This window comes from Actinomyces bouchesdurhonensis, assembly GCF_900128465.1.
Classification (GTDB): domain Bacteria; phylum Actinomycetota; class Actinomycetes; order Actinomycetales; family Actinomycetaceae; genus Pauljensenia; species Pauljensenia bouchesdurhonensis.
Window position 1 is genome coordinate 50,659 of the sequence record NZ_LT635866.1, and the last position, 25,823, is coordinate 76,481.

Below are 25,823 nucleotides of genomic sequence, written 5' to 3' on the forward strand. Positions count from 1 at the left end.
TTATTCCGCTATCACGAAGGCTATTTCCGGCTCTTCCGAGTTGAGTGTGGGTGACCGGGTATTGGTCGGGGGTTGTGGGTAGAGGTCGAGGTCCTTGATGATGAGCGGACTTCTACCACCGCGATCTTCAAAGGACCTCGACAATGTCGGGTTATGGGACATTTCGTGTTACTGGGGTTAGTCCCAGGTGTTGTGGTAGGGGGTGGTGTGGTGGAGTTCGTTCCAGCAAATTGCGTCGCCCCAGCCGGGGATGGTGCCGGCGGCTTGGCGGGTTTGACAGGCTTGGTACCAGGCGTTTTCGAGGGCTGCGTCGGTGGGCATGGTGGCCAGGATTGTCGCTGCTGGCTGGGGGGGCAGAGTGGGTGTAGCACCACCCCCTACCAGCAACACGTAGTGTCCTATAACCCAGAAAGAAAGCTCTCCCTGGAAGCCACTGAGGCTTCCAGGGAGAGCAGTCAGAGAGTGCGAAAGACGAATACACCGCTATCAACGGCATCCGCAACGGTGTAGTCGAATTCGAGGTCGTGAATCCACGCGTCCCAGTCGAAGAAACGCTTCGCCTCCTCAGGCCATCCGTCCATCAGACAGATGTCCTCAGCGAGCTGTGTCGCGTAGTCCTCGAACGAGTCCCAGCAACCACAGTAGCGCTCCTTAAAGTCGGAGACGCTCGGTAGTGTATCCCCACACGCTACGTAACAGCCTGTTTCAATCCATGCGAGCAGTGCAGGCCACTGTTCTTCTCCGATCTCATCGAAGACTTCACCCCAAAGCTGTGCTGTATCGGGTGACATTTCGCTGGTTCCTGTGGGGAACCCCTCGTGATCAAAGATCCATAGCTCGTCGTGATATGTGGGGCCAAGGTGTAGGTCTTCAGGTGTTACCTCACCGGCTTCTTCTGCCGGGAACCATCTCCCGTTGAGTATGCCTTCGTTATAGCAGGCTAGACAGCCGATCCAGACCGACGGACGAACAGTAGTTTGAGTAATCATTCCAACCTCCCGAGTAGGTGGAGGTGAGGCCGGGCAGTCCAGCTCGGGTAAGGACGCACACAGGCGACCTCACCTCCAACGAGTGGCTCGGGGTCGCTTTGCGACCTTCTCAGGGGATGAGCGGGAGGAGGACCTTTATCGCTCATGAGGTGGGGAATTNGGGGGCCGGAGTCGCACCCGTTCCCCCACCCAGCGCGCGCTGGGCTTCCTCGGCGCGCTTCAGTGCGTCGTGCAGACGGTTCTGAGCCTCGCCATAGGCCGTCCAGTCGGAGTTAGTCATCGCGCTATCCGCGTCACGCATGGCTTGGGCCGCATCGGTCACTGCCTGGTTGAGCTGGGCGCCAGCGTCACCGGGAACGGCGGTCTGACTGGTTTGCGTGTCAGTGCTGTGAGTGGTCGTTGCCGTTGACCCGTCATCCGAAACCAGTTGACGCAGAGATTCCTCCAATGTCGGCGCGAAGCCAACCTTGTCACCGAATGCCGTCAGCACGGAACGAAGCACCGGGTAGGACGCCGATCCGGTTCCCTGGACGTAGACGGGCTGGACGTAGAGCAGTCCGCCGCCCACCGGCAGGGTCAGGAGATTGCCTCGGATGACGGTCGAGTCGGCCTGGTTGAGCAGATTCAGCTGGGTGGCAATCTTCTCGTCGGAATCGTACTTGTTCTGCACTTGGCCGGGGCCGGGCACGGTCGTCGACGAGGGTAGAGCGAGCAGCCGAAGCTTGCCGTACCCCTCGCGCACCTGGCCGGGGCTGTTACCGGTTTCGGAATCCACGGCGAGGAATCCCGCCATGGCCTCGCGCCGCCCCTCGCCGCCGCCACCGGGCACAAACACGGAGGTCAGCGAGAACTCGGCGCTCTCCTGGCCGGGCATCTGCATGGTCAGGTAGTACGGGGGCTGAAGCGTGGTTGGAGCAGCTACGGGGTTGCCGTTAGCGTCCACGCGCGGGGACGTTTCAGACGACGCGGCGTTATCCCCGTAGGTCGAGGTCTCCTCGGCCAGACGCCACCGGTCGCCGCCCGAGTAGAAGCCGGCTGCATCAGTCACGTGATAGGTGGCCAACAGGTTGCGCTGAACCTTGAACATGTCCTCCGGGTAACGAAGGTGGCTCATGAGGTCGCCGGAGATAGCCGACATGGGTTCGACACTGCCGGGGTAAATCTTCTCCCAGGTACGCAAGATGGGGTCCTGATCGTCCCAACGGAACAGGCGTACGGACCCGTCGTACGCGTCGACGACGGCCTTGACGGAGTTACGCATGTAGTTGATCTTGTTGTCCTGCACGTACTGGCCCATCTGCGTGGACTGAGAGTCTACGGTGGCATCGGAAAGTGTCTCGTGCTGGGCGTAGGGGTAGTTGTTCGTCGTCGTGTAGGCGTCGACGACCCACACGAGGCGCTTGGGGGTCGAGGGGTCCCCGTCCATGTCGACGACCGCGGGGTAAGCGGATTGTTCGAGAGTCAGGTAGGGAGCAACCTTGGAGACACGCTGGAGTGGATCGCGGTCGTAGAGGATCTGCGAGGCCTCGTTGGTTTGGGAGGAGAAGAACAGGTCGGTGGAGGCGAACTTGATGGCGTACAGAAGCTTGTTCCACGTGTTGCCCACGGAGGGGCCGCCGTTGCCCGTGAAGGTCGTCGAGACCTGGCCGCCAACCGCCGTGTCGTCCGGGTAGTCGAGTTCCTGGGGCTCGGCGCCTTCAGGGGCGCCGACGATGGAGTAGTCGGGCGAGCCGGGGCTGAAGTAGACGCGCTCCTCGTACTCCCCCATTTCGCCGACCGAGGGCACAGACTGCTCCCAATAGGAGGGCAGGCCGTCGCTGGTCAGCTGGTTGCCGTAGGCGGCGACCATACCGTAGCCGTGCGTGTAGACAGTGTGCTGGTTGACCCAGGTCTGCTGCTCGGCGGACAGGCCCGAGAGGTTGAGCTCGCGCACGGAGATGACGGTGTCACGCCGCTCGCCGCCGACATTGTATCGGTCTACTTTCATGCCGGAATTGAAGCCGTAGTACAGGCGGGACTGCTGGAGTTGTTGGACGGTCTTCGTGATGACTTTAGGGTCGAGCAGGCGCACCTGAGAAGTGAGCGCCTCATTGTCGAACTGGCCCGCCGAGGCCGTGGTGGCCGCGTCGTAATTCGTCTGATAGTCGACGTCGTCCAGGCCGTAGGCCGCCAAAGTGGCATCGATGTTGCGCTGAATGTAGGGCGACTCGAGGGTGCGCTGGTTGGGGCGCACGCGGAACTGTTCGATGAGCGCGGGGTATGCGCCGGCCAGGACCAGAGCGGCGATGACGGTGACGGCCACGCCCGTGACAGGCAGACGCCACGTGCCGCGGAAGGCGGCAATCACGAACAGCGCTGCAACGAGGAAGGAAATGACCGCGAGGATAGAGTGTGCTGGCAGTGTCGCGTTAATGTCGGAGTACATGGCGCCGTGGATTGAACCGGAGTCCGAAGTGAGCAGCTCGTAGCGCTCCAGCCAGTAGTTGATACCGATGAGGAGCGACAGGGTGGCGGCCATGAGGCCGGTCTGCAGGCGCGCGTGCTTGGAGGCGTGGGGGCGGGGCGCCAGCCGAATGGTGCCATAGAGGTAGGACACGACGAGGGCGGCTGCCAGCCCGATGCCAGTAACGGTCATGAGGAAGGAGACGAGGACCTTCAGCGCGGGCAGGATGAACACGAAGAAGGAGATGTCCAGGCCGAACTGCGGGTCAGTTTGACCGAAGGAAGATGCGTTCAAGAATTGCAAGAGAGTGCGCCACTGTGCTCCCAGGCGGGCGCCGGTCGTGACACCGAAGAAAAGTGCGACTCCCCAGAACGCGAGGCGGCGTACAGGCGCGAGCGCCTCCTGGTAGTTGCGCAGAGCAGCGGAGGCCTCACCGCGCGCGGAGGAAGCGCGATGCCGGTACGCGTAGGCCATGGAAAAATAAAGCAGACCCGTGGCAACCAGCAGACCAACGGCAAAGAGGCCGACGTGGGCTCCCCACTGGGTGAGGATGACGCGCGTGGCGTGCATCTGACGGAACCAGAGAATCTCTGTCCACACGATGGATGCCAGGTAGATAATCGCTGCAACGGCAACCAGCGCGATAGCCGTAATGGTACCGGGGCCCGGCTTACGTAGTGTTATCTCCGCCCGTGGTGCTCGTGGCTTTCGCGGCTGGCGCGGGTCACGGGATCCGAAGACCGAAAATGGGAAGCTCACAGCAATCCTCTCTGTTCAACCGAAAGCTAGATCCCAGTCTACCGGCGCGCACGTTTTTCTTCGTCGCTGTTTTGTCCGCTCTCCGTGAGATTATGGGGTTATGACTGTTGAAATGATGCCGAGTGCACGTGAGATTGCACTGGCCAACGTTGTTGTTGACATTGAGAAGGGTGCGGCTCGTGTGGGTTGGGATCATGCTCCTTCCATCTACGCGCTGGTTCCGACGGCGTTACTGTTGGCGGATCCGAACTTGCCCGCCGACATCGCGGCTCAGCTGCGCGCCGGTTGGGATGGAAGCGAGGAGCACCTGAGCGCGGTTATCCAGGAGGACTTCGCTGATGACGACATTGAGCAGGTCCTGGCTCACCTGGCGTGGCCAGAGACGGTCCCGGGCGCCGCACTCACTGTTGAGCGCATCGTGGTTCCGCCCGAGGTTGAGGACGAGGCCCCCGAGGATCCGGAGGAAGCCCTCGCTTTCGTCGCGAACCATCCGCTACGAACGGATGTTCGTCTGGCTGTGGGCGTCATGCGCACGGGAGAATCTTGGTGCGCATTGCGTACCCGCGCCTTCGATTCCGACGACAAGGTCGGGCAAGGCTCGGCGCTGGTCCCCGCACTGGTGGACGCCCTGCGCGCATCCCTCGAGCCGGTGACGGACGAGGACGCCTGACGTGATAAGAGGCCCCGGCCTCGTCCGGACCAGAATGAACGAGGTCGGGGTCCTTGCGCCCCATCTGCAGCTGGCAGTGGGCGAGTCTATGAGGATTAGTGGCAGGTGGGAAGCGTCTGTCCTTCCCCCTGCGCGATGGTCTCGACGGCAGCGACCGCCTCGTCGAGGGTGGACACTGACACGACGTTCAGACCACCGGGGACGTGCCCAACGACCTCGGAGCAATTCTCGGAGGGGGCGAGGAACCACTGGGCACCATCGTCGTGGGCGCCCCACATCTTCTGCTGGATGCCACCGATCGCGCCAACCTGTCCATCGAAGGACATCGTGCCGGTTCCAGCGATCGTGGCTCCGCCCGTCATGTCACCCGGGGTCAGGCGATCAATGATACCCAGGGAGAACATCATGCCTGCGCTCGGGCCACCCACTCCCTCGAGGTTGAAGGAGATGTTGACTGGGAGGGATGGATTCACCGTCAAGTAGATGCCGAGCTTTGAGCCGGATTCTGTCGCGGAGGGTGCGACCGAATCGAACGAGAGGTCCTGGAGGCTTCCGTCACGCTCAACCGTGATTGTCATGGGACTCCCTGGCGGAACGGTGCGCATGAGCGCGAAGGGAATCGACCCGTCTTCCACCTCGTGACGCGTGCCGTCGGGGGTCGTGATTGCGCGCAGAGTATCACCCTGTTGGACGATGCCTTCCGCGTTGGACCCTTCCACGGCTCCTTCAATCGTCACGGTCGCAGGCACGTCCCAGCCGAGGTATTCCAGCGCGGCGACCTGCGAGGTCATCTGCGAGTTGCGCATCATCGCGACCTGCGCGTCACTGACGTCGGTTTCAGTTTGTCCCTGCGGGTACACGGAGTCATAGTCGACGATTTTGCTGTGCGGATCCGCGTAGGCGACCAAGAGCTGCGCGAAGTTCAGGCGGTTGCCGGGTCCGCCGGATTCAGAGACGGTCACCATGCGTAACTGTCCCTGCCCTGGTTTGGCCTTGTCGGTCACGGACGCGGATTGCGGCTCGTCGAGCTGGAGTGCATCACCCGTCGTCGGATCGGTTCCCTCAATCGCAATCATGGGTTCACCTTCCGATGAGCCCAGCACGTTGAATGTTGGTCCGGGGCTGGACACCACGAACGGCACGGGGACCCAGAAGAGGATAGCAACCATCGCCAGGAGGGCCAGGAGGGCCGTCACCAGCCGCCAGCTGATGAGGGGGATACGCTGTTTTTCACTGTCCGCGGGGGACGCCAAGCCGTCGATTGTCGAGGTCATATCCGTTTCGCTCACCGTGCAATTGTGTCTCACCTGGGCGCTGGACGCACGCATGGGGACCAGCGTTCCTTATGCTCTCAGCATTTTTGGAGGTTTTTGTCAGCCCAGGCGCACGAGGGGACGCTAGTCTGTTTCCATGAATGAGAACGAGTCCGGCACCCCATTTGAGGATTTCCTGCGCTCCATCCTGGGGGACGAAGCGGCCGCCGAGGCCGCGCGCGCCCTTGAGGCTCAGGGCTTCGACCCTGCGAACCTGCCTCCTGAGTTCTCCGATCCCGCGCGCATGCGGGCGGCGATGGGGCAGTTCCAGTTCCTGATGAACACGACGGCGGGGCCGGTCAATTGGCGCATCGTGGAGGACAGCGCCAAACAGGCGGCCTACGCGAGCGGCGATCCCGCTCCCACGGCGACGGAGGCTGAAGCGGCTCGCCAGGCGATGACCGTCGCGGACCTCTGGCTCGATGCCGTCACCGACTTTGCTTCCGGTCCGGTGACTCGCGACGTGTGGAGCAAAGTCGCGTGGGTGGAGCACACGATCCCGAGGTGGAGGCGCATCTGTGAGCCGGTCGCGCTCAACGTGTCGCGTGCCCTGTCGGCAGCGTTGTCGGAGCAATTTGGCCCTGACGGCTTGGACGAGGGCGCGTCGTTGCCCGACGGCATGGCGGCGATGTTAGGAAAGACGCAGGAGATGATGCCGCGCCTGTCGGCGATGATGTTCTCGGCGCAGATTGCCCGCGCCTTGGCAGCGCTGGCCGGTGAGTCCTTCGGAACCTACGACACGGGTATTCCCCTGTCGGAGACGTCACACGCAGCGCTTGTGCCGCACAACATTGCCGAGTTCGCTGACGGCCTGGATGTGCCTTTTGACGAGGTTCGACAGTTCCTGGCCGTACGTGAGGCCGCTCACCGCCGTCTCTTTGCCTCGGTCCCGTGGCTTGAAGGCGACCTGGTGCGCGCGGTTGAGCGCTACGCTTCGCAGATCGCGATCGACACGGACGCTATTTCAGAGGCGGCGCGTTCGGTGGATCCCTCGGATCCGGCTTCGGTGGAGAACGCACTGAACGGCGGCGTGTTTGCGCTATCAACGACGCCCGATCAGCGCCGCGCTCTAACGCGCCTGGAGACGATGCTCGCCCTCATCGAGGGCTGGGTTGAGGTGGTGACGGCTCGCGCGACACAACCCTACCTGCCTCACGCGGATGCGCTGCGGGAGATGATGCGACGTCGCCGCGCCTCGGGGGGTCCAGCCGAGGAGGTTTTGGGGACTCTCATGGGCCTGAAGATGCGGCCGCGCCAGGCGCGCGGAGCCGCCTCGATTGTTGCGCTGGTGGAGGCTGACGGTGGGCGCGATGCTCGCGAGGCCCTCTGGGCTCACCCGGATATGGTGCCCTCCGAGACGGAGCTGGCCACGCCTGATACCTTCCTGACGCTGAGGCGTGCGGCCGCAGAGGAAGACGCGGACATTGATGCCGCTCTCACTTCCCTTCTGGATGGGACGCTCGGGTGGGCGGAAGGACTCGAGCCTGGTGACGAGGATGGGGCTGGGGCGGACGGGCGCTCTCCCGACACGGGTGGCGAGGACTCGAACCCACACGAAAAAAAGTAATCCGACAAGTTATCCACAGATTTATCAAAACCCTGTGCGTTGCCCCCATCCGGGTTCATGATGGTCTTAACAGACATGAAGTAAAGGAGACCATCATGAACCTGGCACACAATACAGCGATCCTGTGGCATGGACCCGGAACCGTCCAAGTCGGTGGGGACCGCAGCCGACACGTCCTACTCGAGGACCTCCACGCGAACGATCAGCTCTGGCTCAGCAGCCAGGTTCGCTCAGCGCGATCTCCTTGCCCGCTCCAAGCCTCGCCCGAGTTGATGGCAGCGCTTGAGCGCGCCCACCTACTCGACGAAGGCGACCGGAGAGCGTCACTGCGCGTCGCAGTCATTGGCGCGGTTCCCGCCACCGTCCTGGCACTGCACGCCCTGGTTGACACGCTCGCCCTGACGATGCGCATCGAAGCCGAACAGCTCGTAGACCAGGACTGGGACCGCGTGTTCGGAGGCACATTCACCGGAACTGCTCGTTCCAGAGCAATCCGACGCATGCTAGCGGACCTCGTGCCCCTACCCAACCTCCATCATCAAGGCGATGTCGATGTCGCCCTCATCAGCGCCGACCGAGTCATCGACCCCGGTATCCCCTTCGACCTGACTGTGAACGACACGCCACACCTGATCATCACGCGCGGTGAACACTCCTACGAGATCGGCCCCTTCGTCATCCCAGGCATCACCCCCTGCTACCAGTGCTTCGAACACGCAGAAACACAAGAGGACCCGTTTCGTCTCACGCACCTGCGTGAACTCACCCGATGGCCACTGGGACGCCTCGCAATGCTCACCCACATGGCGGCGGCGCTGCGCGTCGCACGCCTGCTGCGCGACTTTGCCTCGGGCACACTGACCACGCAGCTATGCGCCGAGGTCGCCACGGTCGACGAGGATGGAACCATCAGCGTCGAACGAGTATCACCCGCCCATGAATGCGTGTGCGGAATCTGCGGGATTGCCTCCTGACTCAGGCGCCCTCATCGACGATGACGTCATCGCCACGCACGAGCGCCAGGACCGGGGCTGCGAAACGCTGCACTTTGACGTCGCCGATTCCGCGTATCACACGCAGCTGCGTCGTGTTCCTCGGCATCGCAGAAGCAATGTCGCGCAACGTCTGATCAGTAAAGATCGCGAAGGGAGGCACGCCCGCCTGGCGGGCCACCTCCAGACGCCAGGCTTTGAGGCGGGAGAACAATTCAACGGCCTGCGGGGAGGCATGCTCCTCAAAGGCCTGGTGACGAGCGCGCGCGGAGGCCCGCTTCTTCTTCTTGGGCGCGCCCACACCACGATGCTCAGGCCAGATCCCATCAAGCAAGCGACTGCGCTTACGTGTGCCACGTCCATCCGCGCCCCGCGAGCGCGCCCACGACAACGTCAGCAGGTCACGGGCTCGGGTCACGGCCACGTAGAGGAGACGACGCTCTTCCTCGCGAGCTTCGGGGGTCTTCGCATAGGAAATAGGCAGGAGCCCCTCGGCGACACCGACCAGAAAGACGGCATCCCACTCGAGACCCTTGGCGGCGTGGATCGTGGCCAGTTCGACGCCTTCCTTATCAGGCTCGACCTGGTAGGCGATCCGCTCGTCGAGTTCGGCGACGAAGGCGGCCAGCGTGAGAGCCTGGGAGTCGTCAGCCCATCCGACGATGGCGTTCATGTTCGACCACCGCTCGGAACCCGCTTGACCGGAAGGGGCCTCGGGTGCCCAGCCGACGCTGGTCAGGACGTCGCGCACGACCTCACCCACGGTTCCCTCTTCCGATACTGCGGCGGCTGCACGCAGGCGAGAGATCGCAGTGCGCACGTCGTCGCGGGCGAAGAAGGGTTTGCCTCCAGCGACGGCGACGGGAATACCGCGTGCTCCCAGGGCCTCCTCGAAAGCCTGAGACTGGCCGTTCGTGCGCATGAGGACGGCGATGTTGTGAGGAGCGACGCCACCAGCGATGAGGTCACCGATCTGCGCGGCAACGCCCACCGCCTCCGCATGGTCATCCTCGTAGGTGCAGTAGCCAACGTGCGCGCCGTCGCCCCGCTGACTGGACAGGCGCACGGTCCCCTCACGCTCAGTGGCGCGGGCCAAGACATCGTTTGCCAGGGTGACGATCTGCGGGGTGGAACGGTAGTCGCGAGTCAACTCGACGATGCGCGCGCCGGGATGCTTGCGCCCAAAACCCGTCAGATAGTCGGGGGAAGCTCCCGTGAAAGAGTAGATGGTCTGCGCGACATCGCCGACGACGCACACATCGTGGCGCCCACCAAGCCACAGGTCAAGGAGGCGAGCCTGGAGCAGGTTGACGTCCTGGAATTCGTCGACCACGAATGAGCGATACTGCTGACGCACGATGGAGGCGACGTCGGCGCGTTCCTGAAGCATGCCGCACAGATAGATAAGGATGTCCTCGAAGTCGATGACGCCACGCTCATTTTTCGCGTCCTCATACACGTCGAGGAAGCGGGCCATGTCGTCGGCATCGAGTCCTGCGGGCACGTCGCGCCTCATGCGGGCCACGCGCGAGGCGTAGTGTGCGGAGTCGATCATGGATACCTTCGCCCACTCGACTTCGGCGGCAATGTCGCGCACGTTGGTGCGGTCGATGGCGATCCCGAGACGGGCGGCGGAGGCGGCAACCAGGGACGCCTTATGCGCGATGACGTCGGGCAGCGGTCCGCCGACCACAGAGGGCCAAAAATGGCGCAGCTGGCGCAGCGCCGCGGAGTGGAATGTACGCGCCTGCGCCTTCGGGACACCCAATTGGGCCAGACGGTGGCGCATCTCAAAGGCGGCACGCTGGGTGAAAGTCACCGCCAACACGTTGGAAGGGTCGACGGCGCCGACGGTCGCGCCGTAGGCGATACGGTAAGTGATCGCGCGTGTCTTGCCCGTTCCCGCGCCGGCGAGGACAGCGAGAGGCCCAGCGACCTGGGTAGCGACGGCTCGTTGGTCGGGATCTAGGGCGTCAAGCAACTCCTCGGGGGTCATGAACTCATTGTCCCATCGCCCGCCTTCAGTTGCGTCCCGCGTGCTGCGGCCCGCTTGGCAAATCGGAGCCATACCAAGAGGCCAGCAAAGCGTAGGCGATGGAAGCGCGCCCGGGTGCGCTAATCTCACCGCTCTCAAGCGCGCGCGTGAGTTCCTCGCGGCTGAAGAAGCGCGCCCACTCTATCTCCACGCCATCCGCCTTGGGGGCCGGGCACGGCTTAACCGTCAACGCACGGTACCCCATCATCTGGGAGCGCCCGAACGGCCAGGGCTGGGACGCCACATAGGTCGGGGGTTCGATGGCAATATCCGTCTCTTCAGCAACCTCGCGCGCGACCGTGTTATCCGGGGATTCACCAGCCTCGACGTATCCTGCGACGAGAGATACGAAGCCGGGCTTCCACAGGGCGTTATGGGCGAGCAGCACGCGCCCGTCGTGGTCCTGAACGAGAACGATGATCGCGGGGTCCTGGCGTGGGTATTCGAGCCGATCGCACCCCTGGCAGCGCGCCGTCCATCCGCCGTCCTCCAGGGAAACAGGAGAGCCGCAACGTCCGCAGTAACGATAGTTCGCGTGCCAGCCCGCCAACGCCACGGCGGTCAGCGCCAGGGCCGAGTCGTCGCCCCCGAGCTGCCAACCAACCGCGCGCAGATGCTCCCAGCGGCCCCGGGCCTCGTCCCGGCTGGTCTCGATCGCGACGACGCTGCGTCCACCCGCCACCCCAATGAACGAGGCCGTGGTTCCCTCGAGATCGCGCGCGGCCTCTTCCCCGGCCAGGCGTCGCAGAGTCGGCGTATCCGAGGGCCGCACCCCAGCCTCGTCGAGGAGGACGAATCCGGAGGAATCAACGACGATAACATCCGCCTCACCCGAGGAGATCAGGTCACGCGGCGACGCGGATTCACGCAGCGCCACCGCCGGATCGACGTCACCGCGAACGAGAGGAAGGTCAATGCTCATATCTCCACGGTATCGCGGTGGACTACGCTAGGCACTATGACTACTAACTCCCTGCGCGCCGATGGGCGCACCCCGTCCCAGCTTCGTCCTGTCTCCATCACCCGCGGGTGGGCGGGCACCGGCGAGGGCTCCGTCCTCATCGAGTTCGGCAACACCCGCGTCCTGTGCGTGGCATCCTTCACCGAGGGCGTGCCGCGCTGGAAGCGAGACTCGGGCGAAGGCTGGGTGACCGGCGAGTACTCGATGCTCCCGCGCGCCACCGAACAGCGTTCTTCCCGCGAGTCCGTTAAAGGCAAGGTGGGCGGGCGCACCCAGGAGATCTCGCGCCTCATCGGTCGTTCCCTGCGCGGCATCGTCGATGTTAGTGCCCTCGGCGAGAACACCATCGTCCTGGACTGCGACGTCCTGCGTGCCGACGGCGGTACCCGCACGGCGGCCATCACGGGCGCCTACGTGGCCCTGGCGGACGCTGTCGCCTGGGCCAAGGAGCGCGGCATCCTCAAGCCTTCCGCCACGGTCCTGACCGACTCGATCTCCGCGATCTCCGTGGGAGTCATCGACGGCACTCCCATGCTGGATCTGCCCTACGTCGAGGACGTGCGCGCGCAGACCGACATGAACGTCGTCCAGACAGGCGACGGTCGCTTCATCGAGGTGCAGGGGACCGCCGAGCACGCGCCCTTCGACCGCGACGAATTGAACGAGCTGCTGGATCTGGCGACCCTGGGAAACGCTCAGCTCGCCCGCGCGCAGAAGCTTGCGCTCGAGGCTCCTCTCATGGAGCGTATCGAGGTGCGCCCGTGAGAGCGCGCTTGGTTTTTGCCACTTCCAACGCCCACAAGGTCAGCGAACTCGAAGCTATCCTCGCCCCCGCCTGGGAGGGCTTCGAGGCGGGGTGCATCGCGCGCATGAGCGACTTCGACGTACCTTCCCCTGTCGAGGACGGGGTGACTTTTGAGGAAAATTCGCTCATCAAGGCCCGCGCCTTAGCCGACGCCACAGGCCTGGCGGCGATCGCCGACGACTCCGGCATCACCGTTGACGTGCTGGGCGGGGCGCCCGGCATCTTCTCCGCGCGTTGGTCCGGCTCGCACGGGGACGATGAGGCAAACCTGCGCCTGCTCCTCGATCAGCTCTCCGATGTGCCCGACCGCCACCGCGGCGCCGCCTTCGTGTCGGCAGCCGTCCTGGTGACCCCAGACGGTCGCGAGTTCACCCGGCGCGGCGAGGTGCGTGGCACCTTGACACGTTCCCCGCGAGGCGAGGGTGGTTTCGGCTACGACCCAATCTTCGTACCCGATGGCTTCGAGGTCACGACCGCGCAGATGAGCGCCGAGCAGAAGAATGCGATCAGCCACCGCGGCATCGCATTCCGCGCGCTCATGCCCCACATCGTGGACTACCTGCGCGGTTAAGATTCCCGCGCGCGCCAACCGCCAGCCCATGGGACATCGTTGCTCGTCAACACGGGTGTGCCGGGCACCCTAAGGGTGTCCGGCACGTGGCTGCGCCCGGCGGGCGCTCCATCAGCGGGCCACGAGGTTACCGAAGAAGGGCCGGTCCATCGAGAATTGCAGCGGGTTGCGCTGTTGGCGTCCGCGCCCGTAATAGGCGAGTCGCTGAAGGACTGATGCGATGAAACGAGACATGGTGGGCTCCTCTTTGAGTACGTGCGATGGATCTGTCATCGCACTGTGACTCTATGATGACGCGCGCGAGGACTTCTTTCCATCGATTCTTTCTAATTTTTCACTGAAGTATTTCTTACAGACTTTTCCTTGATATGCCTTGATAAATCGTTGACTCTTCGAAGCTTCTATCCTTAATTTATGGGGTGGTGAATACAGTGAGGAGGCAGGCCCGCGACCCGCCCCCTCACTATCCCGAGTCAACAAGAGTCAGCGAGCGCGTGCCACGCGACACCCGGACAAGAAGCGGCGCACGTCAAGGAAGCGCACCACCTGCATAAGGCGACGCACCAGGCGGTCGCGCACACGCCAGATCATGGTGAGACCAACACCGATGAAGATCGCATTAGTCAGGAAAGAAGGCCAGGCGCCCGTGGACGCACAGGCAAGAGCCAGGAGAATGCAGCTAGACGCGTTCAACGTGTGATAACGCAGAGAGTCGGGCGCTACGCGCTTGGTGGACACGAGGTAATAAGCGGTGATGGAGGCTGCGGCGCCAACCCATCCGAGGATCACAATTGCCAGGTGCGAGAAGGTCATGACAAAAATTGTGCACCCTCCACTAGTCAAGCACAATTGAATGGTTCTATAGTTATCTTGCAGTTTCACTTAATTATGGAGTGTTCATGGACATCGACCCCCGTCGCCTACCGTTTCTGCTCTCGGTGGCACGCGAAGGCGGCATCGTAGCCGCCGCAGACATCCTCATGGTCTCCCCCTCTGCGGTCTCCCAGCAGATCCAAAAACTCGAGGAAGAAGTCGGCCTCAAACTGGTCGAGCGTACAACCTCTGGGGCAATCCTGACCCCCGCCGGCACAATCGTCGCCGAAGCCGGGGAACGCATCAACGCAGACATCGCCGAAGCCCTCAAAGCACTGCGGCCCCTGACAGGCCAAGTCACGGGCACAGTCACGCTCGGTGCGTTCCTCACCATTTGCCGCTCAACCCTCATCCCCGCGCTCCCCGACCTCTCCCAGGCACTACCCGGCATTGACCTACACATTGAGGAAACAGAGGAAACACCCGGGATGGCAGCACTGCGCACGGGTCACTTCGACATTCTCGTCATCGAACGAGACGAGGACCCCGGCATGCCGCCACGCGGCTACACGGATATACCATTCATCGACGAACCGTGGGTACTCGTCACTCCTGACTCCGCTCCCCCCATCGGCTCCATCGAGGACCTCGCAGACCTGACCTGGCTGCGCGTCAGCCCCGGTTCAAGCGGCGACCACGTCATGCGCCGCATCACGAAGGCATTCCCCGACAGACGCTGGGCACCTCACCTGTACACGACTTACGAGGCCGCCCGCTCCCTCGTGCGAGCACGCGCAGGATCAACGATCCTGCCCGCAATGGCGCTCGCCGGCGCGCACACCGAAGGAATGCGAATCACTCCCCTGCCGTCGCTGGGCACACGAAAAATCCTGCTACGACATAAAAACCATGGGTGGAGCGAAGGCGGCGGCCCCGCGCGCGTCGCTACATTCCTGGCCGAATGGCAGCGACACAACTCCTACTCCGCCCCGGCGGACTAAAGAGCGCCACGCAACCACGGCCTCGCGCGAACGAGACCGTGGTTGCCTCTAGAGGGAAACGACCATCGACCGGGTCGCGAAGTCAAGGGACCCAGACCAAGTCTGGCGAACCTCGGACGCCACACGATCGCGGGAAACCCACGGCTGAATGTGGGTGGCGATCATACGCCCAACGCCCGCGCGCGAGGCCAACTCACCCGCGCGCCGACCATCCATATGCATATCGGGCGCTGTCTCATCGGAGGTAAAGCCAACCTCACTCAGGAGAACGTCAACGCCGCGCGCTCCCTCGACGATCGAGTCGCACAAATCCGTGTCGCCCGTGTAAAACAGGGTCACGCGACGGGAAGGATCCTCCTCCGAAGGCCCCTCGATGCGCAGGCCAAAAGCCTCCACTGGGTGCAGCGCACGGACAGGCCACATCGTCATCGGCCCCACCTCGTAGGAACGGCCAAGCACCAAGGGGGAAAACGCAAACTCACCCTCGTAGGACTCCTCGTGCGATGCACCCTCAATCTGACGCACCCGATGCAACGTGTCAGCAGGACCGAAAAGAGCAACGGGCGAAACAGCGCCCGCACCGGGCCCCCACCTGCGATACACCTGCAACGAAATGATGTCGCCCATATGGTCCGCGTGACAGTGCGACAGCGCCAGAGCATCCAGCTCGCACGGGCACATGCGCTCCCATAGCGCGCCGAAAGAGCCAGGCCCTATGTCACACACCAGAGAGAAGATCCGCTCCTGACCGGACGCACCGTCAACGCCGCGCGCCTGAACCAGATAGGAAGAGGCGGGAGACTCCGGTCCCGACATGGAACCTGTCGCGCCGATGACAGTGAGCTTCACGCGAGACCCCCACGGGTGTTCACGCGGACAACCGAACCGACCTCGGGCCCCAGAAAGCGGCGCGCCAAGCGCGGGAAATTCTCTGACGCACCAGTAGCCAAGAACTGATGCTGCGGCCCCGTCCCTTCGGGCCACGGATCGTGCAGGAGACCACGATCCACCAACTCGTTGTACGTCACGTTCGCGGTGGCCTCCGAGGAAGTCACCAAGGCGACACCCTCACCCATGACGCGCCCAATGACGCCGGTGAGCAGCGGGTAGTGCGTACACCCCAGGATCAGAGTATCGACACCCGCCTCCTTCAGCGGCGTGAGGTATTCACGCGCCACAGCCTCGATCTCCTCACCCGTGGTCACCCCAGCCTCAACAAAATCAACGAAAGCGGGACAGGCCTGCTGGCTGACCGTCAGCCCGGGCACAGCCGCGAGCGCACGCAGGTAGGCCTCGGACTGAATCGTCGCCTTCGTCCCGATGACGCCGACATGATGGTTACGCGTCGCGATGACGCTCTGGCGTGCGGCGGGCGTGATGACCTCAACGACAGGAATGCCAGCATCGATCCAGTAGCGTTCGCGTGCGTCCGCGAGCGCGGCAGCCGTCGCCGTATTGCACGCGATCACCAGGGCTTTGACTCCGCGCGAAGCCAATTCGTCGAGGGCAGACAGCGTCAGTGAGCGCACCTGCGCGATCGCGCGCGGACCGTAGGGAGTGTGCTCGGTGTCGCCCAGGTAGATGATCTCTTCGTCGGGCAGCTTATCGATGACCGCACGGGCTACCGTCAGCCCACCCAGGCCCGAGTCGAAGATTCCGATCGGGGCATTATTCATGCTTCGACCTTATTCCTTACTGAGAATTATTCACGGCGTCCAGCAGTGAGTCCTGCCACCATGTCACGAGGACGTAGATCGCAGCAACCGCCTGTGTGCGCTCCCCCGTCGGCTCGCTCATCGCCAGTCGTTCGATTCGCTGAGCGTCCCCCTGATCGGAAAGGTCCAGCTCACCGGCTAAGCCGAGGCGAATGTCGTTGAGAGCTCCCAACCACGACCACACGGACTCCCGAGGAATGACGAGGGTATCCCCCTCCCCATGAGTAATGTGTTCAAGATCGCTGACCATGGCGCGCAGCCGAACCGACTTTTCGGTACGCAGCAGGTCTTCCGTGAGGGCACGCATCCGCCCCGCGTCCTCCTCGTCATCGCTCATGGAGGGCAGCAGCATCGTCAGGGAGCGCTCGCGGGGCGCTTCCCTGCGCTGCTCAGTTTCGGTGACTGCTCTAATCATGGACGAGGTCGTAGCGAAGTCCCCGGGGTCGTCGAGGACCACCAGGACCTCGCTGGCAAGCTGGCGTAGGAGGAGGGCTTCGCCGGTGCTCATCGACGCTGCGAAGCCCCCGTCACGGTAAGCGAAGGCTTCCATGGAGCTAGTCCCTGTCTGCTTCGATGGTGGCGCGCAGGCCGTAGGAGTGCATGGCCATGACGTCGGCCTCGACGCGTTCGCGCACGCCCGTGGACACGGTCGCGCGTCCGCGCGTGTGGACGGTCATCATGAGTTCTTCGGCGCGCGCAGCGGAGTATCCGAAGTACTCGCGGAAGACAGCGCTCACGTAGCTCATGAGGTTGACGGGGTCGTCCCACACGACGGTACGCCAGCGTGGCACGGCGGTGGGGGCCTCGTGCGTGCGCGGTACCGGTTGGACGATGGTGGTCATGTGTCAACCCTAAGTCGATTTGTGCGTCCACGGAAGCGTTTTCGCACACCGGTGACACGCTTCTCAGGGTAGGCTCACAGTATGCCTGCATCGACATTCACTTCATTGCTAACTGATATGTACGAACTCACGATGCTCGACGCTGCCCTAAAGGACGGGACCGCGCATCGCCGTTGCACGTTCGAGCTGTTCGGGCGTCGTCTCCCCGCCACGCGCCGCTTCGGAGTTGTGGCCGGTACTGGTCGAATCCTCGAGGCCCTGGAGCGTTTCGCGTTCGACGCCGACCAAATCGATTGGCTCCGCGAGGGGGGTGTCATTTCCCAACAGGCCGCTGATTTCCTGTCGTCGTGGCGTTTCACTGGCGACATCTGGGGCTATGCGGAAGGCGAATGCTACTTCTCGGGTTCTCCCCTGCTCACCGTTGAGGGTTCCTTCGCGGATTGCACGCTCCTGGAAACGCTGCTCCTGTCGATCCTCAACCACGACTGCGCGGTGGCGTCAGCGGCCTCGCGTATGACGATCGCCGCGCATGGTCGCCCCTGCATGGATATGGGCGCGCGGCGCGCCCATGAGCGCGCCGCGGTATCGGCTGCCCGGGCGGCGGTCATCGGCGGGTTCCAGGGCACTTCCGACCTGGAAGCCGCCAAGCGCTATGGCATTCGTTGTATCGGCACGGCAGCACACGCGTTCACGCTTCTGCATGACACGGAACGTGACGCCTTTGATTCGCAGGTGGCTCTGCTGGGCGCGGGCACGACCCTGCTGGTGGACACCTACGACATCACGCGGGGTGTCGTCAACGCTGTTGAGGCCGCACGCGCGGCTGGCGGCGAATTGGGTGCGGTACGCCTGGACTCGGGCGACCTGGTCGCCGAGGCGTTCAAGGTGCGTGGCCAGCTCGACGCGATGGGCGCGACCTCGACGAAGATTACCGTGACCTCGGACCTGGATGAGTACGCGATCGCTGCCCTGGGCGCGGCGCCCGTGGATTCCTACGGCGTTGGCACGAAGCTGGTGACGGGATCGGGCGTGCCCACGGCTGCCTTGGTCTACAAGATCGTTCAGCGCGAGGACGAAGACGGCAAGACCGTGCTGGTCGCTAAGAAGGCCGAGTCGAAGTCCACGGTCGGTGGACGCAAGGTCGCCGGTCGCGTTCTGGGCGAGGACGGCTACGCCACCGAGGAGCTTCTCCTCGTGGGTACCACCTTCGAGGAGGGACAGGCCCTCCTGGCTGAGCGCGGCGCCCGCCCCTTGCAGGTCCCGCTCGTACGCGGTGGCGTCATCGATGCGCAGGCATGGGGCGAGGGTGCGCTTGTGGCCGCCCAGGAGCGTCACCTGCGCGCACGTAATGAGCTGCCTTACCAGGCCTGGCGCCTATCCGAAGGCGAGGCAGCAATTCCGACGCGCTACGAGAAAGTCGGCTGAGGACGTCCGTTCCCACAGCGACGCCCCGGCCTCGTCCTTCTCACGGAGGGACGAGGCCGGAGTTCGTGATGCGTCAGGGCGCGCCGAGTGCGGCGGGCTGGGTCAGTGACGCCCGACGAACCACTCGCGCAGCAGCGCGATGCGGGCTTCGATCTGTTCGGTCGTTGCCTGGGCGACTTCGGGGCCGCCGCACCGAGAGCGCAGGCGCGAGTGGATGGTCGCATGCGTCTCCCCGGAGCGTCGCGACCAGGTGGAAACCAGGTGCTGGAGTTCTTTGCGTTTGGCTGCGCGCAGCTTGTGGGCGGGAATACCGGCGTTGTCCTCGCGCATCTTCTGGGCGGCACGGCTCTTCTTCTGGGCGGCCACCTGGTCGGCTTGGCGAGCGCGCAGTAGGGTCGTGACTTGCTCGGCGTCGAGGAGGCCGGGAATGCCCAGGTATTCCTGCTCTTCCTCGGATCCGACTTCCGCGCCCGCACCCCACGCGGCGCCGTCGAAGAGGACGCCGTCGAACTCGGCGTCCGCGCCGAGAACCTCGAACTGGGAGAGCAGGTCAGAAGAAGCCTTTTCTTCACGGTTCGCGGCCGCCATCAGGGCGTCTTCGGGGTTCCACATGTCGTCTTCGCTGGCCTCCTCGCGTCGGGGGCGGTCGAGCGCGTGGTCGCGTTCGACCTCCATATCTCCCGCCAGGGCGAGAAGCGGAACAACGGAGGGGATGAAGACGGTGGCTGTCTCGCCGCGGCGCCGGGCTCGCACGTAGCGGCCAATCGCTTGGGCGAAGAACAGCGGCGTGGAGGCGTTAGTGGCATAGACGCCGACCGCGAGGCGGGGCACGTCCACGCCTTCGGACACCATGCGCACGGCGACCATCCACTTGTCGGTGGAGTCAGCGAATTCGGAGATGCGGTCGGAGGCGTCCGCGTCGTCAGAGAGGACGACTGTGGGGGCCTTGCCGGTGATGAGGCGCAGGTGGCGGGCGTAGGCGCGCGCGTGTTCCTGGTTGGAGGCGATGACGAGGCCACCAGCGTCGGGAACGGCGCGACGTACTTCTTCGAGGCGCAGGTCGGCCGCGCGCAGGACGGCGGGAATCCACTCGCCTGTGGGGTCCAGCGCGGTGCGCCAGGCCTGCTTCATCATGTCCTTGGTGAGGGGCTCGCCCAGGCGTGCGCTGACCTCGTCGCCCGCGTTGGTGCGCCACGCCATCTGTCCGGAGTAGGACATGAACAGGACGGGACGCACGACGCCATCCTTGAGGGCGTCGCCGTAGCCGTAGGTGTAGTCGGCGCGCGAGCGGCGGATGCCCTCGGCGTCCTCCGCGTAGGTCACGAAGGGGATCGGCGAGGTGTCGGAACGGAAGGGCGTGCCCGTGAGGGCCAGGCGACGGGTCGCGTCCGTGAAGGCCTCGCGCACGCCGTCGCCCCACGAGAGGGCGTNGGGCACACGGGGTACTGGGATGCGTCGCGGGTAGGAATCCAGACCTTGCCGCACAGGGCAACGACGGGCTGGCCAGTCAGCATTGAAGAGTTCGCCTTGTCCTTGCGTACGAAGTGCGCGAAGCGGTCCCCGTCGCCGTCGGTGCGCTCCTTGCGGGTCTCGGTGCGCTCCAGCAGACCAGTCGAGGAAGCGGTGGAGGGACCGGAGGGCGCGGAGGGACCGGTGGGTTCGTCAAGGGCGTTACGCATGGGGTCTATTGTACGACCCGAAGGGGGCCGGGGGCAGGAGGCGGTGTACGCGGGGAGCGCAAACGCGGGCATGATAATGCCCCGGCCTCGGGCGAACGAGGTCGGGGCTTGGTGGGAGGGGAAACTATCTCACAGGTGTTCCTTCTCCCAGACTTCCTTGTAGAAGTCTGCGAGCTCGAGCTTGGAGGCGGCCGCCTCGTCAAGGAGCACGGTGACGTCGGGGTGGTGCTGGAGGATGGAGGCTGGCCAGCGCTGGGTGACGCCGCCCTCGATCATGGCCTTGACAGCGTCAGCTTTTCCTTCACCCGTGGCGATGAAGATGTGGGCGCGCGAATCCATGATCGTGCCCAGGCCCTGGGTCACGCAGTGCGTGGGGACCTGGTCGATGTCGCCGTCGAAGAAGCGGGAGTTGTCGCGGCGGGTCTGCTCGGTGAGGACGCCGACGTGGGTGCGCGAGGAGAGGGTGCCGCCGGGCTCGTTGAAGCCGATGTGGCCGTCGCTTCCGATGCCGAGGACCTGGATGTCGATACCTCCGTCGGCTTTGATGGCTTCGTCGTAGGCGGCTGCCCCGGCTTCGAGGTTTTCGCACCATCCGTCGGGGCCGTGTGCCGCACCCTCGGGCATGTCGACCAGGTCGACGAGGTTGCGGTGGATGAAGTTCGCGTAGCCCTCGTAGTGGTCGCGGGGCAGGCCCACGTACTCGTCGAGGTTGTAGGAGCGAACCTGGGCGAAGGAGATCTGACCGGCCTGGTAGCGGCGCACGAGTTCCGCGTAGAGCTTCAGCGGTGAGGAGCCTGTGGCCAGGCCGAGCACGAAGTTTGGCTTGGCGCGGTACACCTGAAGGATACGGTCCGCTGCGAGGGATGCGATCTGATCTTCGTCGTTGAAAATTCCAATTCTCATGTGTTTAACCTTACACCCTTAACGCCGATTTGTCAGACGAATCGGCGGTATTTGTGAGGACGCTCGAACTGCGTTAGCCGCGCAAAGCAGCCACGATCCGTTCAACCTCGCTGCGATCGGTTCCAGAGGTGCCCGGCGCACGCATATGGACTTCACGGGCGCCACACGCCGCCACGACCTCGGCAACGTTATGAGCCCGCAGCCCCCCCGACACCAAGATGACGATGTCCGCTCCCCCGCGCTCCACGAGCCGAGCGAGGGCGCCCGGCTGGGCAACCGCCGGATCTCCGCCCGTCGTCAGAACCCGGTCATAGCCCAGCTCCATCAGGACATCAAGACCACGATCCTGGTCGCGCACCTGGTCGAAGCCCCGATGGAAAGTCAACGGCGCATCCTCGGCGACGTCGCGCAGGCGGGCGGCCGCCCCCACGTTGATAGTTCCCTCATCAGTAAGGACACCAACGACGAAACCAAGGCGAATACCAGCGCCAGTACCAAGAGCACGAAGCGCCACAATGTCGGAGGCGATGCGGTCAACTTCTTCGCGCGAATGCACAAAGTCTCCAGGGCGCGGGCGCACGAGCACCTGAACGCCGCCAGCCGGTCCAACCTCGAGGGCGGCGCCCACCTCGTCGAAGGCGGGGGTCAGTCCCCCGCACGACAGGTCAGCACAAATTTCGATGCGATCGGCTCCCCCGTCACGCGCACGGCGCGCACCAAGGGCATCCTCAACGCAGATTTCCACGATGGTCACGGCTGCCACCTTTCATAGCACGACGATCCGCCCACGCGGGCGGCCAGGATCGCGGCACCCCAACGACCGCCTGCCCCACCTAGGGCGGCGCGCACGATCTCGGGGGCATCACGGAAGGTCAACATCGACGCGAACTGCGCCCGCAGCGGCGCGAGCAGGTTGTCCCCCGCGTGCGACAGACCACCACCAATAATGATGCGCTCGACGTCAACGGTGAGAGTCATGTGAGTAAGCGACAGTGCGAGGGCTTGCACCGCCGTCCCCCACACCTCGGTGGCCACAGGATCAGTACCGACCGCCTTCTCAATTGCCTTCGCGCCAGTGTCCTCACCGGTGGCCTGTTCGTAGCGCCTGGCGATACCCTTCGCGGAGGCGTAGACCTCCAGGCAGCCGCGCGACCCGCAGCGACAGGACTCGCCACCCGGAAAGACGGGCGCATGACCCACCTCGCCGGCGCTGAAGGTCGCGCCGCTCCACAGGCTTCCTCCGAGCATGAGAGCCACGGAAATACCGGTACCGATGGGCATCATGAGGAAGGACGAAGCCCCACGCCCGGCACCTAGCAGTCCTTCGGCCAGGCCAGCGGCCCGCCCATCATGCATGAGGGCGGCAGGCACGCCCGTGGCATCTTCGACAGCACGCGCGAGCTCAACTCCGCGCAACTCCAGGTTCGCTGCGTAGATAACTGCCCCCTTCTCCTCATCAACGAGGCCGGGGCAGATAAGGCCGAAACCGACCAGTCCCGGGAACTCCCCCGCCAGGCGCGCGCCGATGCGCCCCACCTGAGGGGCCACGGCCTCGCGATCGGTCCGTTCGTTGCCCTGGGTCGCAATCGCACCGGCCTCATCGACGATCATCCACTTGATGGACGTTCCCCCAATATCAATGCCCGCAAATACCGGACCCGTCGACGCCATGACGGGACTCATGGCACGACCACCTGAGCGCACAGATCGGGTTCCGTCATATCCGGGTCGAAGGGGAACATTGGGCGTTCAATCTTGTGATGTCCCAGGCGGATCAGATCTTGGTCCACGCCGCCGGGGGTCAGTGCCATGAGCCAACCCTTCTGGGTGTCGTACAGATCGGGTTCGAGGTAGCCGATCTTGACGACGACCACGTCGGCGACAGTGATGTCGACGCCGAGCAGCTCAAACTGGCTAAACATCGTGTACTGGTTGCGGTTCGTGGTGACGATGAAGCGCAGGCCGCCTGTGCGCGCCAGCGCGGTGTGGCCGCCCATCGGATCGTCAGCCAAGGCCTCGACAGTGGCGCGGACCTTGAGAGTTCCAGGCTCGCGCGTGTCGATGTGTCCGCCGACCTCGAGGTCCACCTCGGCGCCGACACCCGCCTCCCAGGCGAGACCGGCTGCGACCGGGTCGATGATCGAGGCGTAGACGACGTCAAGCGTGGCCTCCTGGACGGGCTTCCACGCGAGCAGGGCTGCGAGCGCGACGGTCACGTCGTCGGCGCCGCCCGCACCCGGGTTGTCGCCGGAGTCGGAGATAAAGAAGGGCTTGGACCCCTCCTCGGCGGCGGCCAGGCACTCCTCCATGGAGGCGACGGGGGCGACGAACTCGAAGCGGTCGTGCACGTCCCAGAAGTATTGGCCGATACGCTCGGCCTGTTCCTTGACGAGGTCTGCGTCGTCGCCGGTGACGACGACCGCACCCTTGCAGCGCGGCTGGTCGGCCCACGCGAAGCCGATCCAGATGGCGGCGTCGAGAATGCCGTCCATCGCCTCGATGGGATCGATCATCTTGTAGAGCGACTTGGCCGGTTCGATGCGGGTTGAGGTTTTTTCGCCGGGCAGCAGGACCGGCACGTGGACGAGTGCTTTGATGGGTTTGGGCGCTCCGTTAAGCAGGCGCATGCCTAGGTTGTAAGCGGCGCGTCGGCGCGACTCGAGGGCGTCCTCGTGGGGGGCCAGACGGTAGCAGGTGAGCAGGTCACAGCCGTCGAACAAATCCTGGGAGACGTTGCCGTGCAGGTCCATGGAGGCGCTGACCATGGGCTCCGGGCCGATGACCGCTCGAATGGCGTTAATGAGGTCGCCCTCGGCGTCGTCCATGCCCTGGACGCTCATCGCGCCGTGGATGTCGAAGAAGAGACCATCGAGAGGTCCGGCAGCCGCGAGTCCTTCGAGGATCTCGGCCTTCCACGCCTCGTAGGCGCCACGCTCGACGACGCCGCCGGGCAGGGCACGCGCGTGCAGGACGGGGATCCATTCGATCTGGGTGGCCCAGCCTTCGTCTCGCCAGTAGAAGCGTTCCATCAGCTCCTCGCCGCGCGTGACGATGAAGTCGTCAGCAGTGGAGATATATGGGGTGAAGGTCGACGATTCGATGTGGATGCCGGCGACCGCGATGCGGGGCTTGGTCATGAGTGATTCTCCTTTGAGATCTTGTGTGGCGTGAGTGTCGACAGGCCCCAGAGCGCGGCGTCACGTCCGGAGCGGGATGATTCGATCACGAGGTCTTCCATGATGGATGGCAGACAGGACTGGTGAAGCGCGGCTCGCACGCCAGCGCTGAAGGCGTCGACGGCGGACAGGGCTCCGCCGAGGATGACGCCCTGTGGTGCCAGGAAGGACACGAGGTGTGCGAGGCTATGGCCCAGGAGAGCTCCCGCGTGACGGATGGCGGTTGCTACTGCGGGGATTCCGTCGCGGGCTGCCGCCAACAGTTGTGCGTTGTTTGTGTAGATCAGACCTGAGGCGGCTAGGTCGGTTCGAATGGAGTCGGCGGAAGCGATTGTTTCCAGGCACCCGATGTTGCCGCATGTGCATGGGCGCCCCGCGGCTGCATCGACGGGGATGTGCGAGATGTCCCCGGCCAGGCCTCCTTCTCCCACGTGGGGGATGCCCTCGATCAGGTAGGCTCCGCCGATCGCTGAGCCTGCTTTGACGTAGATGAGAGTATCGATCGGGGTGACTCCTTGAAGTCGACGTCGATAGATGGATTCACCGATGGCCCCAGCGCGCGCGTCGTTTTCGATGATGGCGGGTAGGCCGCAGTGGCGGGCCACTTCCTCGGCGACGTTGATGCCATCCCAACCGGGCATGCGGGCGGGGCGGATAACTCGCGTGCGTTCGGCATCGACGGGGCCGGGCACGGCCAGTGCGAGGCCGCCTACGCGCACGCCAGCTGCTTTCTCCTGGCGGCTGATTTCTTCCATGACAGCTGTAAGGACCGCCTCGGGTCCGTCTGCAATGTCGACGAGGAGGCTGGTGGCGCGCCCGATACCGCGGGTCGGGTCAGTCAGGGCGACGAGGCCGTGGTGGGCTCCCAGCTCGACGAGAGCGAGTGCACCGGCTCCCTCAGATGTGACGAGGCGGCGGGCCCTGCGTCCGCCCGTCGAGACGGACTCGTCTGCTTCTGCGATGACTCCAGCTTCGACGAGTCGCGACACGGCCGCTGACACGGTCGACGCCGCGAGTCCGGTTTGTTTGACAATTGCGGGCCGGGTGTCTGCTTGGCCGGAGCCAATCAGTGTCAATACAGTCTCATCGACATCGTGGGTCGCCATGACACCTCCCCTGATTAGTTATTCGGTAACTGCAATGTTACATGGCACTCAACACTGA

At 64.2% G+C, this 25,823-nt stretch carries 25 protein-coding genes and 1 pseudogene; 7 read left to right on the forward strand and 19 right to left on the reverse strand.

Going from position 1 to position 25,823, the window contains the following annotated elements:
• Positions 1-177 precede the first annotated feature (177 nt).
• The 3 genes from BQ7477_RS11830 to BQ7477_RS02690 form a co-directional block, all read right to left on the reverse strand.
• Entirely contained in the window at positions 178-321 is a 144-nt protein-coding gene (locus tag BQ7477_RS11830) for a hypothetical protein (protein ID WP_159430574.1), read from the reverse strand.
• Positions 322-455: 134 nt separating this feature from the next.
• Positions 456-989, reverse strand: coding sequence for an antirestriction protein ArdA (locus tag BQ7477_RS02685; RefSeq protein WP_073982716.1), 534 nt, complete (start codon positions 987-989; stop codon positions 456-458).
• Between the two features lie 142 nt (positions 990-1,131).
• On the reverse strand, positions 1,132-4,116 hold the full coding sequence (locus tag BQ7477_RS02690; RefSeq protein ID WP_073982989.1) for a UPF0182 family membrane protein: 2,985 nt from the start codon (positions 4,114-4,116) through the stop codon (positions 1,132-1,134).
• Between the two features lie 175 nt (positions 4,117-4,291).
• On the opposite strand from BQ7477_RS02690, the gene BQ7477_RS02695 reads away from it, so the two are divergent.
• Positions 4,292-4,861, forward strand: coding sequence for a PPA1309 family protein (locus BQ7477_RS02695; protein ID WP_073982717.1), 570 nt, complete (start codon positions 4,292-4,294; stop codon positions 4,859-4,861).
• A gap of 95 nt (positions 4,862-4,956) precedes the next feature.
• On the opposite strand, the gene BQ7477_RS02700 is transcribed toward BQ7477_RS02695, so the two are convergent.
• Positions 4,957-6,135: a YlbL family protein gene (locus BQ7477_RS02700; protein WP_073982718.1), complete on the reverse strand. Its 1,179-nt coding sequence runs from the start codon at positions 6,133-6,135 to the stop codon at positions 4,957-4,959.
• Positions 6,136-6,271: 136 nt separating this feature from the next.
• On the opposite strand from BQ7477_RS02700, the gene BQ7477_RS02705 reads away from it, so the two are divergent.
• Positions 6,272-7,741 carry a zinc-dependent metalloprotease gene (locus BQ7477_RS02705; RefSeq protein ID WP_073982719.1) on the forward strand — a complete coding sequence of 490 codons (1,470 nt, stop codon included), beginning with the start codon at positions 6,272-6,274 and terminating at the stop codon, positions 7,739-7,741.
• A gap of 95 nt (positions 7,742-7,836) precedes the next feature.
• Positions 7,837-8,715: a hypothetical protein gene (locus BQ7477_RS02710; RefSeq protein WP_073982720.1), complete on the forward strand. Its 879-nt coding sequence runs from the start codon at positions 7,837-7,839 to the stop codon at positions 8,713-8,715.
• 1 nt (position 8,716) lies between these two features.
• On the opposite strand, the gene BQ7477_RS02715 is transcribed toward BQ7477_RS02710, so the two are convergent.
• Both BQ7477_RS02715 and nudC read right to left on the reverse strand, forming a co-directional pair.
• Entirely contained in the window at positions 8,717-10,729 is a 2,013-nt protein-coding gene (locus BQ7477_RS02715; RefSeq protein WP_073982721.1) for an ATP-dependent DNA helicase UvrD2, read from the reverse strand.
• A gap of 25 nt (positions 10,730-10,754) precedes the next feature.
• Positions 10,755-11,690, reverse strand: a complete 936-nt coding sequence (nudC, locus tag BQ7477_RS02720) for an NAD(+) diphosphatase (RefSeq protein WP_073982722.1) — start codon at positions 11,688-11,690, stop codon at positions 10,755-10,757.
• A gap of 36 nt (positions 11,691-11,726) precedes the next feature.
• Here nudC and rph point away from each other — a divergent pair, with 36 nt between their 5' ends.
• Together rph and rdgB are read left to right on the forward strand one after the other, a co-directional pair.
• Complete coding sequence (gene rph / locus BQ7477_RS02725) at positions 11,727-12,494, forward strand: ribonuclease PH (RefSeq protein ID WP_073982723.1); 768 nt, start codon at positions 11,727-11,729, stop codon at positions 12,492-12,494.
• Positions 12,491-13,105, forward strand: a complete 615-nt coding sequence (gene rdgB / locus BQ7477_RS02730; RefSeq protein ID WP_073982724.1) for an RdgB/HAM1 family non-canonical purine NTP pyrophosphatase — start codon at positions 12,491-12,493, stop codon at positions 13,103-13,105. Before rph ends, rdgB begins: the two co-directional genes overlap by 4 nt.
• Before the next feature lie 111 nt (positions 13,106-13,216).
• Here the strand turns inward: rdgB and BQ7477_RS12665 are convergent, their stop codons facing one another.
• Together BQ7477_RS12665 and BQ7477_RS02735 are read right to left on the reverse strand one after the other, a co-directional pair.
• On the reverse strand, positions 13,217-13,339 hold the full coding sequence (locus tag BQ7477_RS12665; RefSeq protein WP_268753698.1) for a hypothetical protein: 123 nt from the start codon (positions 13,337-13,339) through the stop codon (positions 13,217-13,219).
• Positions 13,340-13,588: 249 nt separating this feature from the next.
• Complete coding sequence (locus BQ7477_RS02735; RefSeq protein ID WP_073982725.1) at positions 13,589-13,918, reverse strand: CBU_0592 family membrane protein; 330 nt, start codon at positions 13,916-13,918, stop codon at positions 13,589-13,591.
• A gap of 86 nt (positions 13,919-14,004) precedes the next feature.
• Here BQ7477_RS02735 and BQ7477_RS02740 point away from each other — a divergent pair, with 86 nt between their 5' ends.
• The gene (locus BQ7477_RS02740; protein ID WP_073982726.1) at positions 14,005-14,919 is read left to right on the forward strand and encodes a LysR family transcriptional regulator; all 915 of its coding nucleotides are present in this window, start codon (positions 14,005-14,007) and stop codon (positions 14,917-14,919) included.
• A 48-nt stretch (positions 14,920-14,967) separates the two neighbouring features.
• On the opposite strand, the gene BQ7477_RS02745 is transcribed toward BQ7477_RS02740, so the two are convergent.
• Genes BQ7477_RS02745 through clpS form a run of 4 tightly spaced genes read right to left on the reverse strand, consistent with a single transcriptional unit; the run spans position 14,968 to position 17,476 of the window.
• Positions 14,968-15,768, reverse strand: a complete 801-nt coding sequence (locus BQ7477_RS02745) for an MBL fold metallo-hydrolase (RefSeq protein ID WP_073982727.1) — start codon at positions 15,766-15,768, stop codon at positions 14,968-14,970.
• The gene (gene murI, locus BQ7477_RS02750; protein WP_073982728.1) at positions 15,765-16,595 is read right to left on the reverse strand and encodes a glutamate racemase; all 831 of its coding nucleotides are present in this window, start codon (positions 16,593-16,595) and stop codon (positions 15,765-15,767) included. Before murI ends, BQ7477_RS02745 begins: the two co-directional genes overlap by 4 nt.
• A gap of 16 nt (positions 16,596-16,611) precedes the next feature.
• Positions 16,612-17,184: a DUF2017 family protein gene (locus BQ7477_RS02755; RefSeq protein WP_073982729.1), complete on the reverse strand. Its 573-nt coding sequence runs from the start codon at positions 17,182-17,184 to the stop codon at positions 16,612-16,614.
• Positions 17,185-17,188: 4 nt separating this feature from the next.
• Entirely contained in the window at positions 17,189-17,476 is a 288-nt protein-coding gene (gene clpS, locus BQ7477_RS02760) for an ATP-dependent Clp protease adapter ClpS (protein ID WP_073982730.1), read from the reverse strand.
• Positions 17,477-17,557: 81 nt separating this feature from the next.
• Here clpS and BQ7477_RS02765 point away from each other — a divergent pair, with 81 nt between their 5' ends.
• Positions 17,558-18,901 carry a nicotinate phosphoribosyltransferase gene (locus BQ7477_RS02765; RefSeq protein ID WP_073982731.1) on the forward strand — a complete coding sequence of 448 codons (1,344 nt, stop codon included), beginning with the start codon at positions 17,558-17,560 and terminating at the stop codon, positions 18,899-18,901.
• A 102-nt stretch (positions 18,902-19,003) separates the two neighbouring features.
• Here BQ7477_RS02765 and BQ7477_RS02770 read toward each other — a convergent pair.
• The 7 genes and pseudogenes from BQ7477_RS02770 to BQ7477_RS02800 form a co-directional block, all read right to left on the reverse strand.
• Positions 19,004-20,329: pseudogene (locus BQ7477_RS02770) on the reverse strand (DEAD/DEAH box helicase); the annotation flags it as partial.
• The gene (locus tag BQ7477_RS02775; RefSeq protein ID WP_420884429.1) at positions 20,221-20,580 is read right to left on the reverse strand and encodes a DUF3039 domain-containing protein; all 360 of its coding nucleotides are present in this window, start codon (positions 20,578-20,580) and stop codon (positions 20,221-20,223) included. The pseudogene BQ7477_RS02770 and the gene BQ7477_RS02775, both read right to left, overlap by 109 nt.
• Positions 20,581-20,709: 129 nt before the next feature.
• On the reverse strand, positions 20,710-21,483 hold the full coding sequence (nagB, locus tag BQ7477_RS02780; protein WP_073982732.1) for a glucosamine-6-phosphate deaminase: 774 nt from the start codon (positions 21,481-21,483) through the stop codon (positions 20,710-20,712).
• 73 nt (positions 21,484-21,556) lie between these two features.
• Positions 21,557-22,237, reverse strand: a complete 681-nt coding sequence (locus tag BQ7477_RS02785; protein WP_073982733.1) for a copper homeostasis protein CutC — start codon at positions 22,235-22,237, stop codon at positions 21,557-21,559.
• Positions 22,234-23,166 carry an ROK family protein gene (locus BQ7477_RS02790; protein WP_073982734.1) on the reverse strand — a complete coding sequence of 311 codons (933 nt, stop codon included), beginning with the start codon at positions 23,164-23,166 and terminating at the stop codon, positions 22,234-22,236. Before BQ7477_RS02790 ends, BQ7477_RS02785 begins: the two co-directional genes overlap by 4 nt.
• Positions 23,163-24,620, reverse strand: a complete 1,458-nt coding sequence (locus BQ7477_RS02795; RefSeq protein WP_073982735.1) for a M81 family metallopeptidase — start codon at positions 24,618-24,620, stop codon at positions 23,163-23,165. The genes BQ7477_RS02790 and BQ7477_RS02795 overlap by 4 nt, the downstream gene beginning before the upstream one ends.
• Entirely contained in the window at positions 24,617-25,765 is a 1,149-nt protein-coding gene (locus BQ7477_RS02800; protein ID WP_073982736.1) for an ROK family transcriptional regulator, read from the reverse strand. The genes BQ7477_RS02795 and BQ7477_RS02800 overlap by 4 nt, the downstream gene beginning before the upstream one ends.
• Positions 25,766-25,823: the final 58 nt, after the last annotated feature.

Coding starts and splice junctions, on each gene's coding strand:
- BQ7477_RS02765 (WP_073982731.1), top strand. CDS start 17,558: ATGCCTGCATCGACATTCACTTCATTGCTAACTGATATGTACGAACTC.
- BQ7477_RS02700 (WP_073982718.1), bottom strand. CDS start 6,135: ATGACCTCGACAATCGACGGCTTGGCGTCCCCCGCGGACAGTGAAAAA.
- BQ7477_RS02790 (WP_073982734.1), bottom strand. CDS start 23,166: ATGAGTCCCGTCATGGCGTCGACGGGTCCGGTATTTGCGGGCATTGAT.
- clpS (WP_073982730.1), bottom strand. CDS start 17,476: ATGACCACCATCGTCCAACCGGTACCGCGCACGCACGAGGCCCCCACC.
- BQ7477_RS02740 (WP_073982726.1), top strand. CDS start 14,005: ATGGACATCGACCCCCGTCGCCTACCGTTTCTGCTCTCGGTGGCACGC.
- BQ7477_RS02800 (WP_073982736.1), bottom strand. CDS start 25,765: ATGGCGACCCACGATGTCGATGAGACTGTATTGACACTGATTGGCTCC.
- BQ7477_RS02795 (WP_073982735.1), bottom strand. CDS start 24,620: ATGACCAAGCCCCGCATCGCGGTCGCCGGCATCCACATCGAATCGTCG.
- rph (WP_073982723.1), top strand. CDS start 11,727: ATGACTACTAACTCCCTGCGCGCCGATGGGCGCACCCCGTCCCAGCTT.
- nudC (WP_073982722.1), bottom strand. CDS start 11,690: ATGAGCATTGACCTTCCTCTCGTTCGCGGTGACGTCGATCCGGCGGTG.
- BQ7477_RS02735 (WP_073982725.1), bottom strand. CDS start 13,918: ATGACCTTCTCGCACCTGGCAATTGTGATCCTCGGATGGGTTGGCGCC.
- BQ7477_RS02685 (WP_073982716.1), bottom strand. CDS start 989: ATGATTACTCAAACTACTGTTCGTCCGTCGGTCTGGATCGGCTGTCTA.
- nagB (WP_073982732.1), bottom strand. CDS start 21,483: ATGAGAATTGGAATTTTCAACGACGAAGATCAGATCGCATCCCTCGCA.
- murI (WP_073982728.1), bottom strand. CDS start 16,595: ATGAATAATGCCCCGATCGGAATCTTCGACTCGGGCCTGGGTGGGCTG.
- BQ7477_RS02695 (WP_073982717.1), top strand. CDS start 4,292: ATGACTGTTGAAATGATGCCGAGTGCACGTGAGATTGCACTGGCCAAC.
- BQ7477_RS12665 (WP_268753698.1), bottom strand. CDS start 13,339: ATGTCTCGTTTCATCGCATCAGTCCTTCAGCGACTCGCCTATTACGGG.
- BQ7477_RS02755 (WP_073982729.1), bottom strand. CDS start 17,184: ATGGAAGCCTTCGCTTACCGTGACGGGGGCTTCGCAGCGTCGATGAGC.
- BQ7477_RS11830 (WP_159430574.1), bottom strand. CDS start 321: ATGCCCACCGACGCAGCCCTCGAAAACGCCTGGTACCAAGCCTGTCAA.
- BQ7477_RS02705 (WP_073982719.1), top strand. CDS start 6,272: ATGAATGAGAACGAGTCCGGCACCCCATTTGAGGATTTCCTGCGCTCC.
- BQ7477_RS02710 (WP_073982720.1), top strand. CDS start 7,837: ATGAACCTGGCACACAATACAGCGATCCTGTGGCATGGACCCGGAACC.
- BQ7477_RS02715 (WP_073982721.1), bottom strand. CDS start 10,729: ATGACCCCCGAGGAGTTGCTTGACGCCCTAGATCCCGACCAACGAGCC.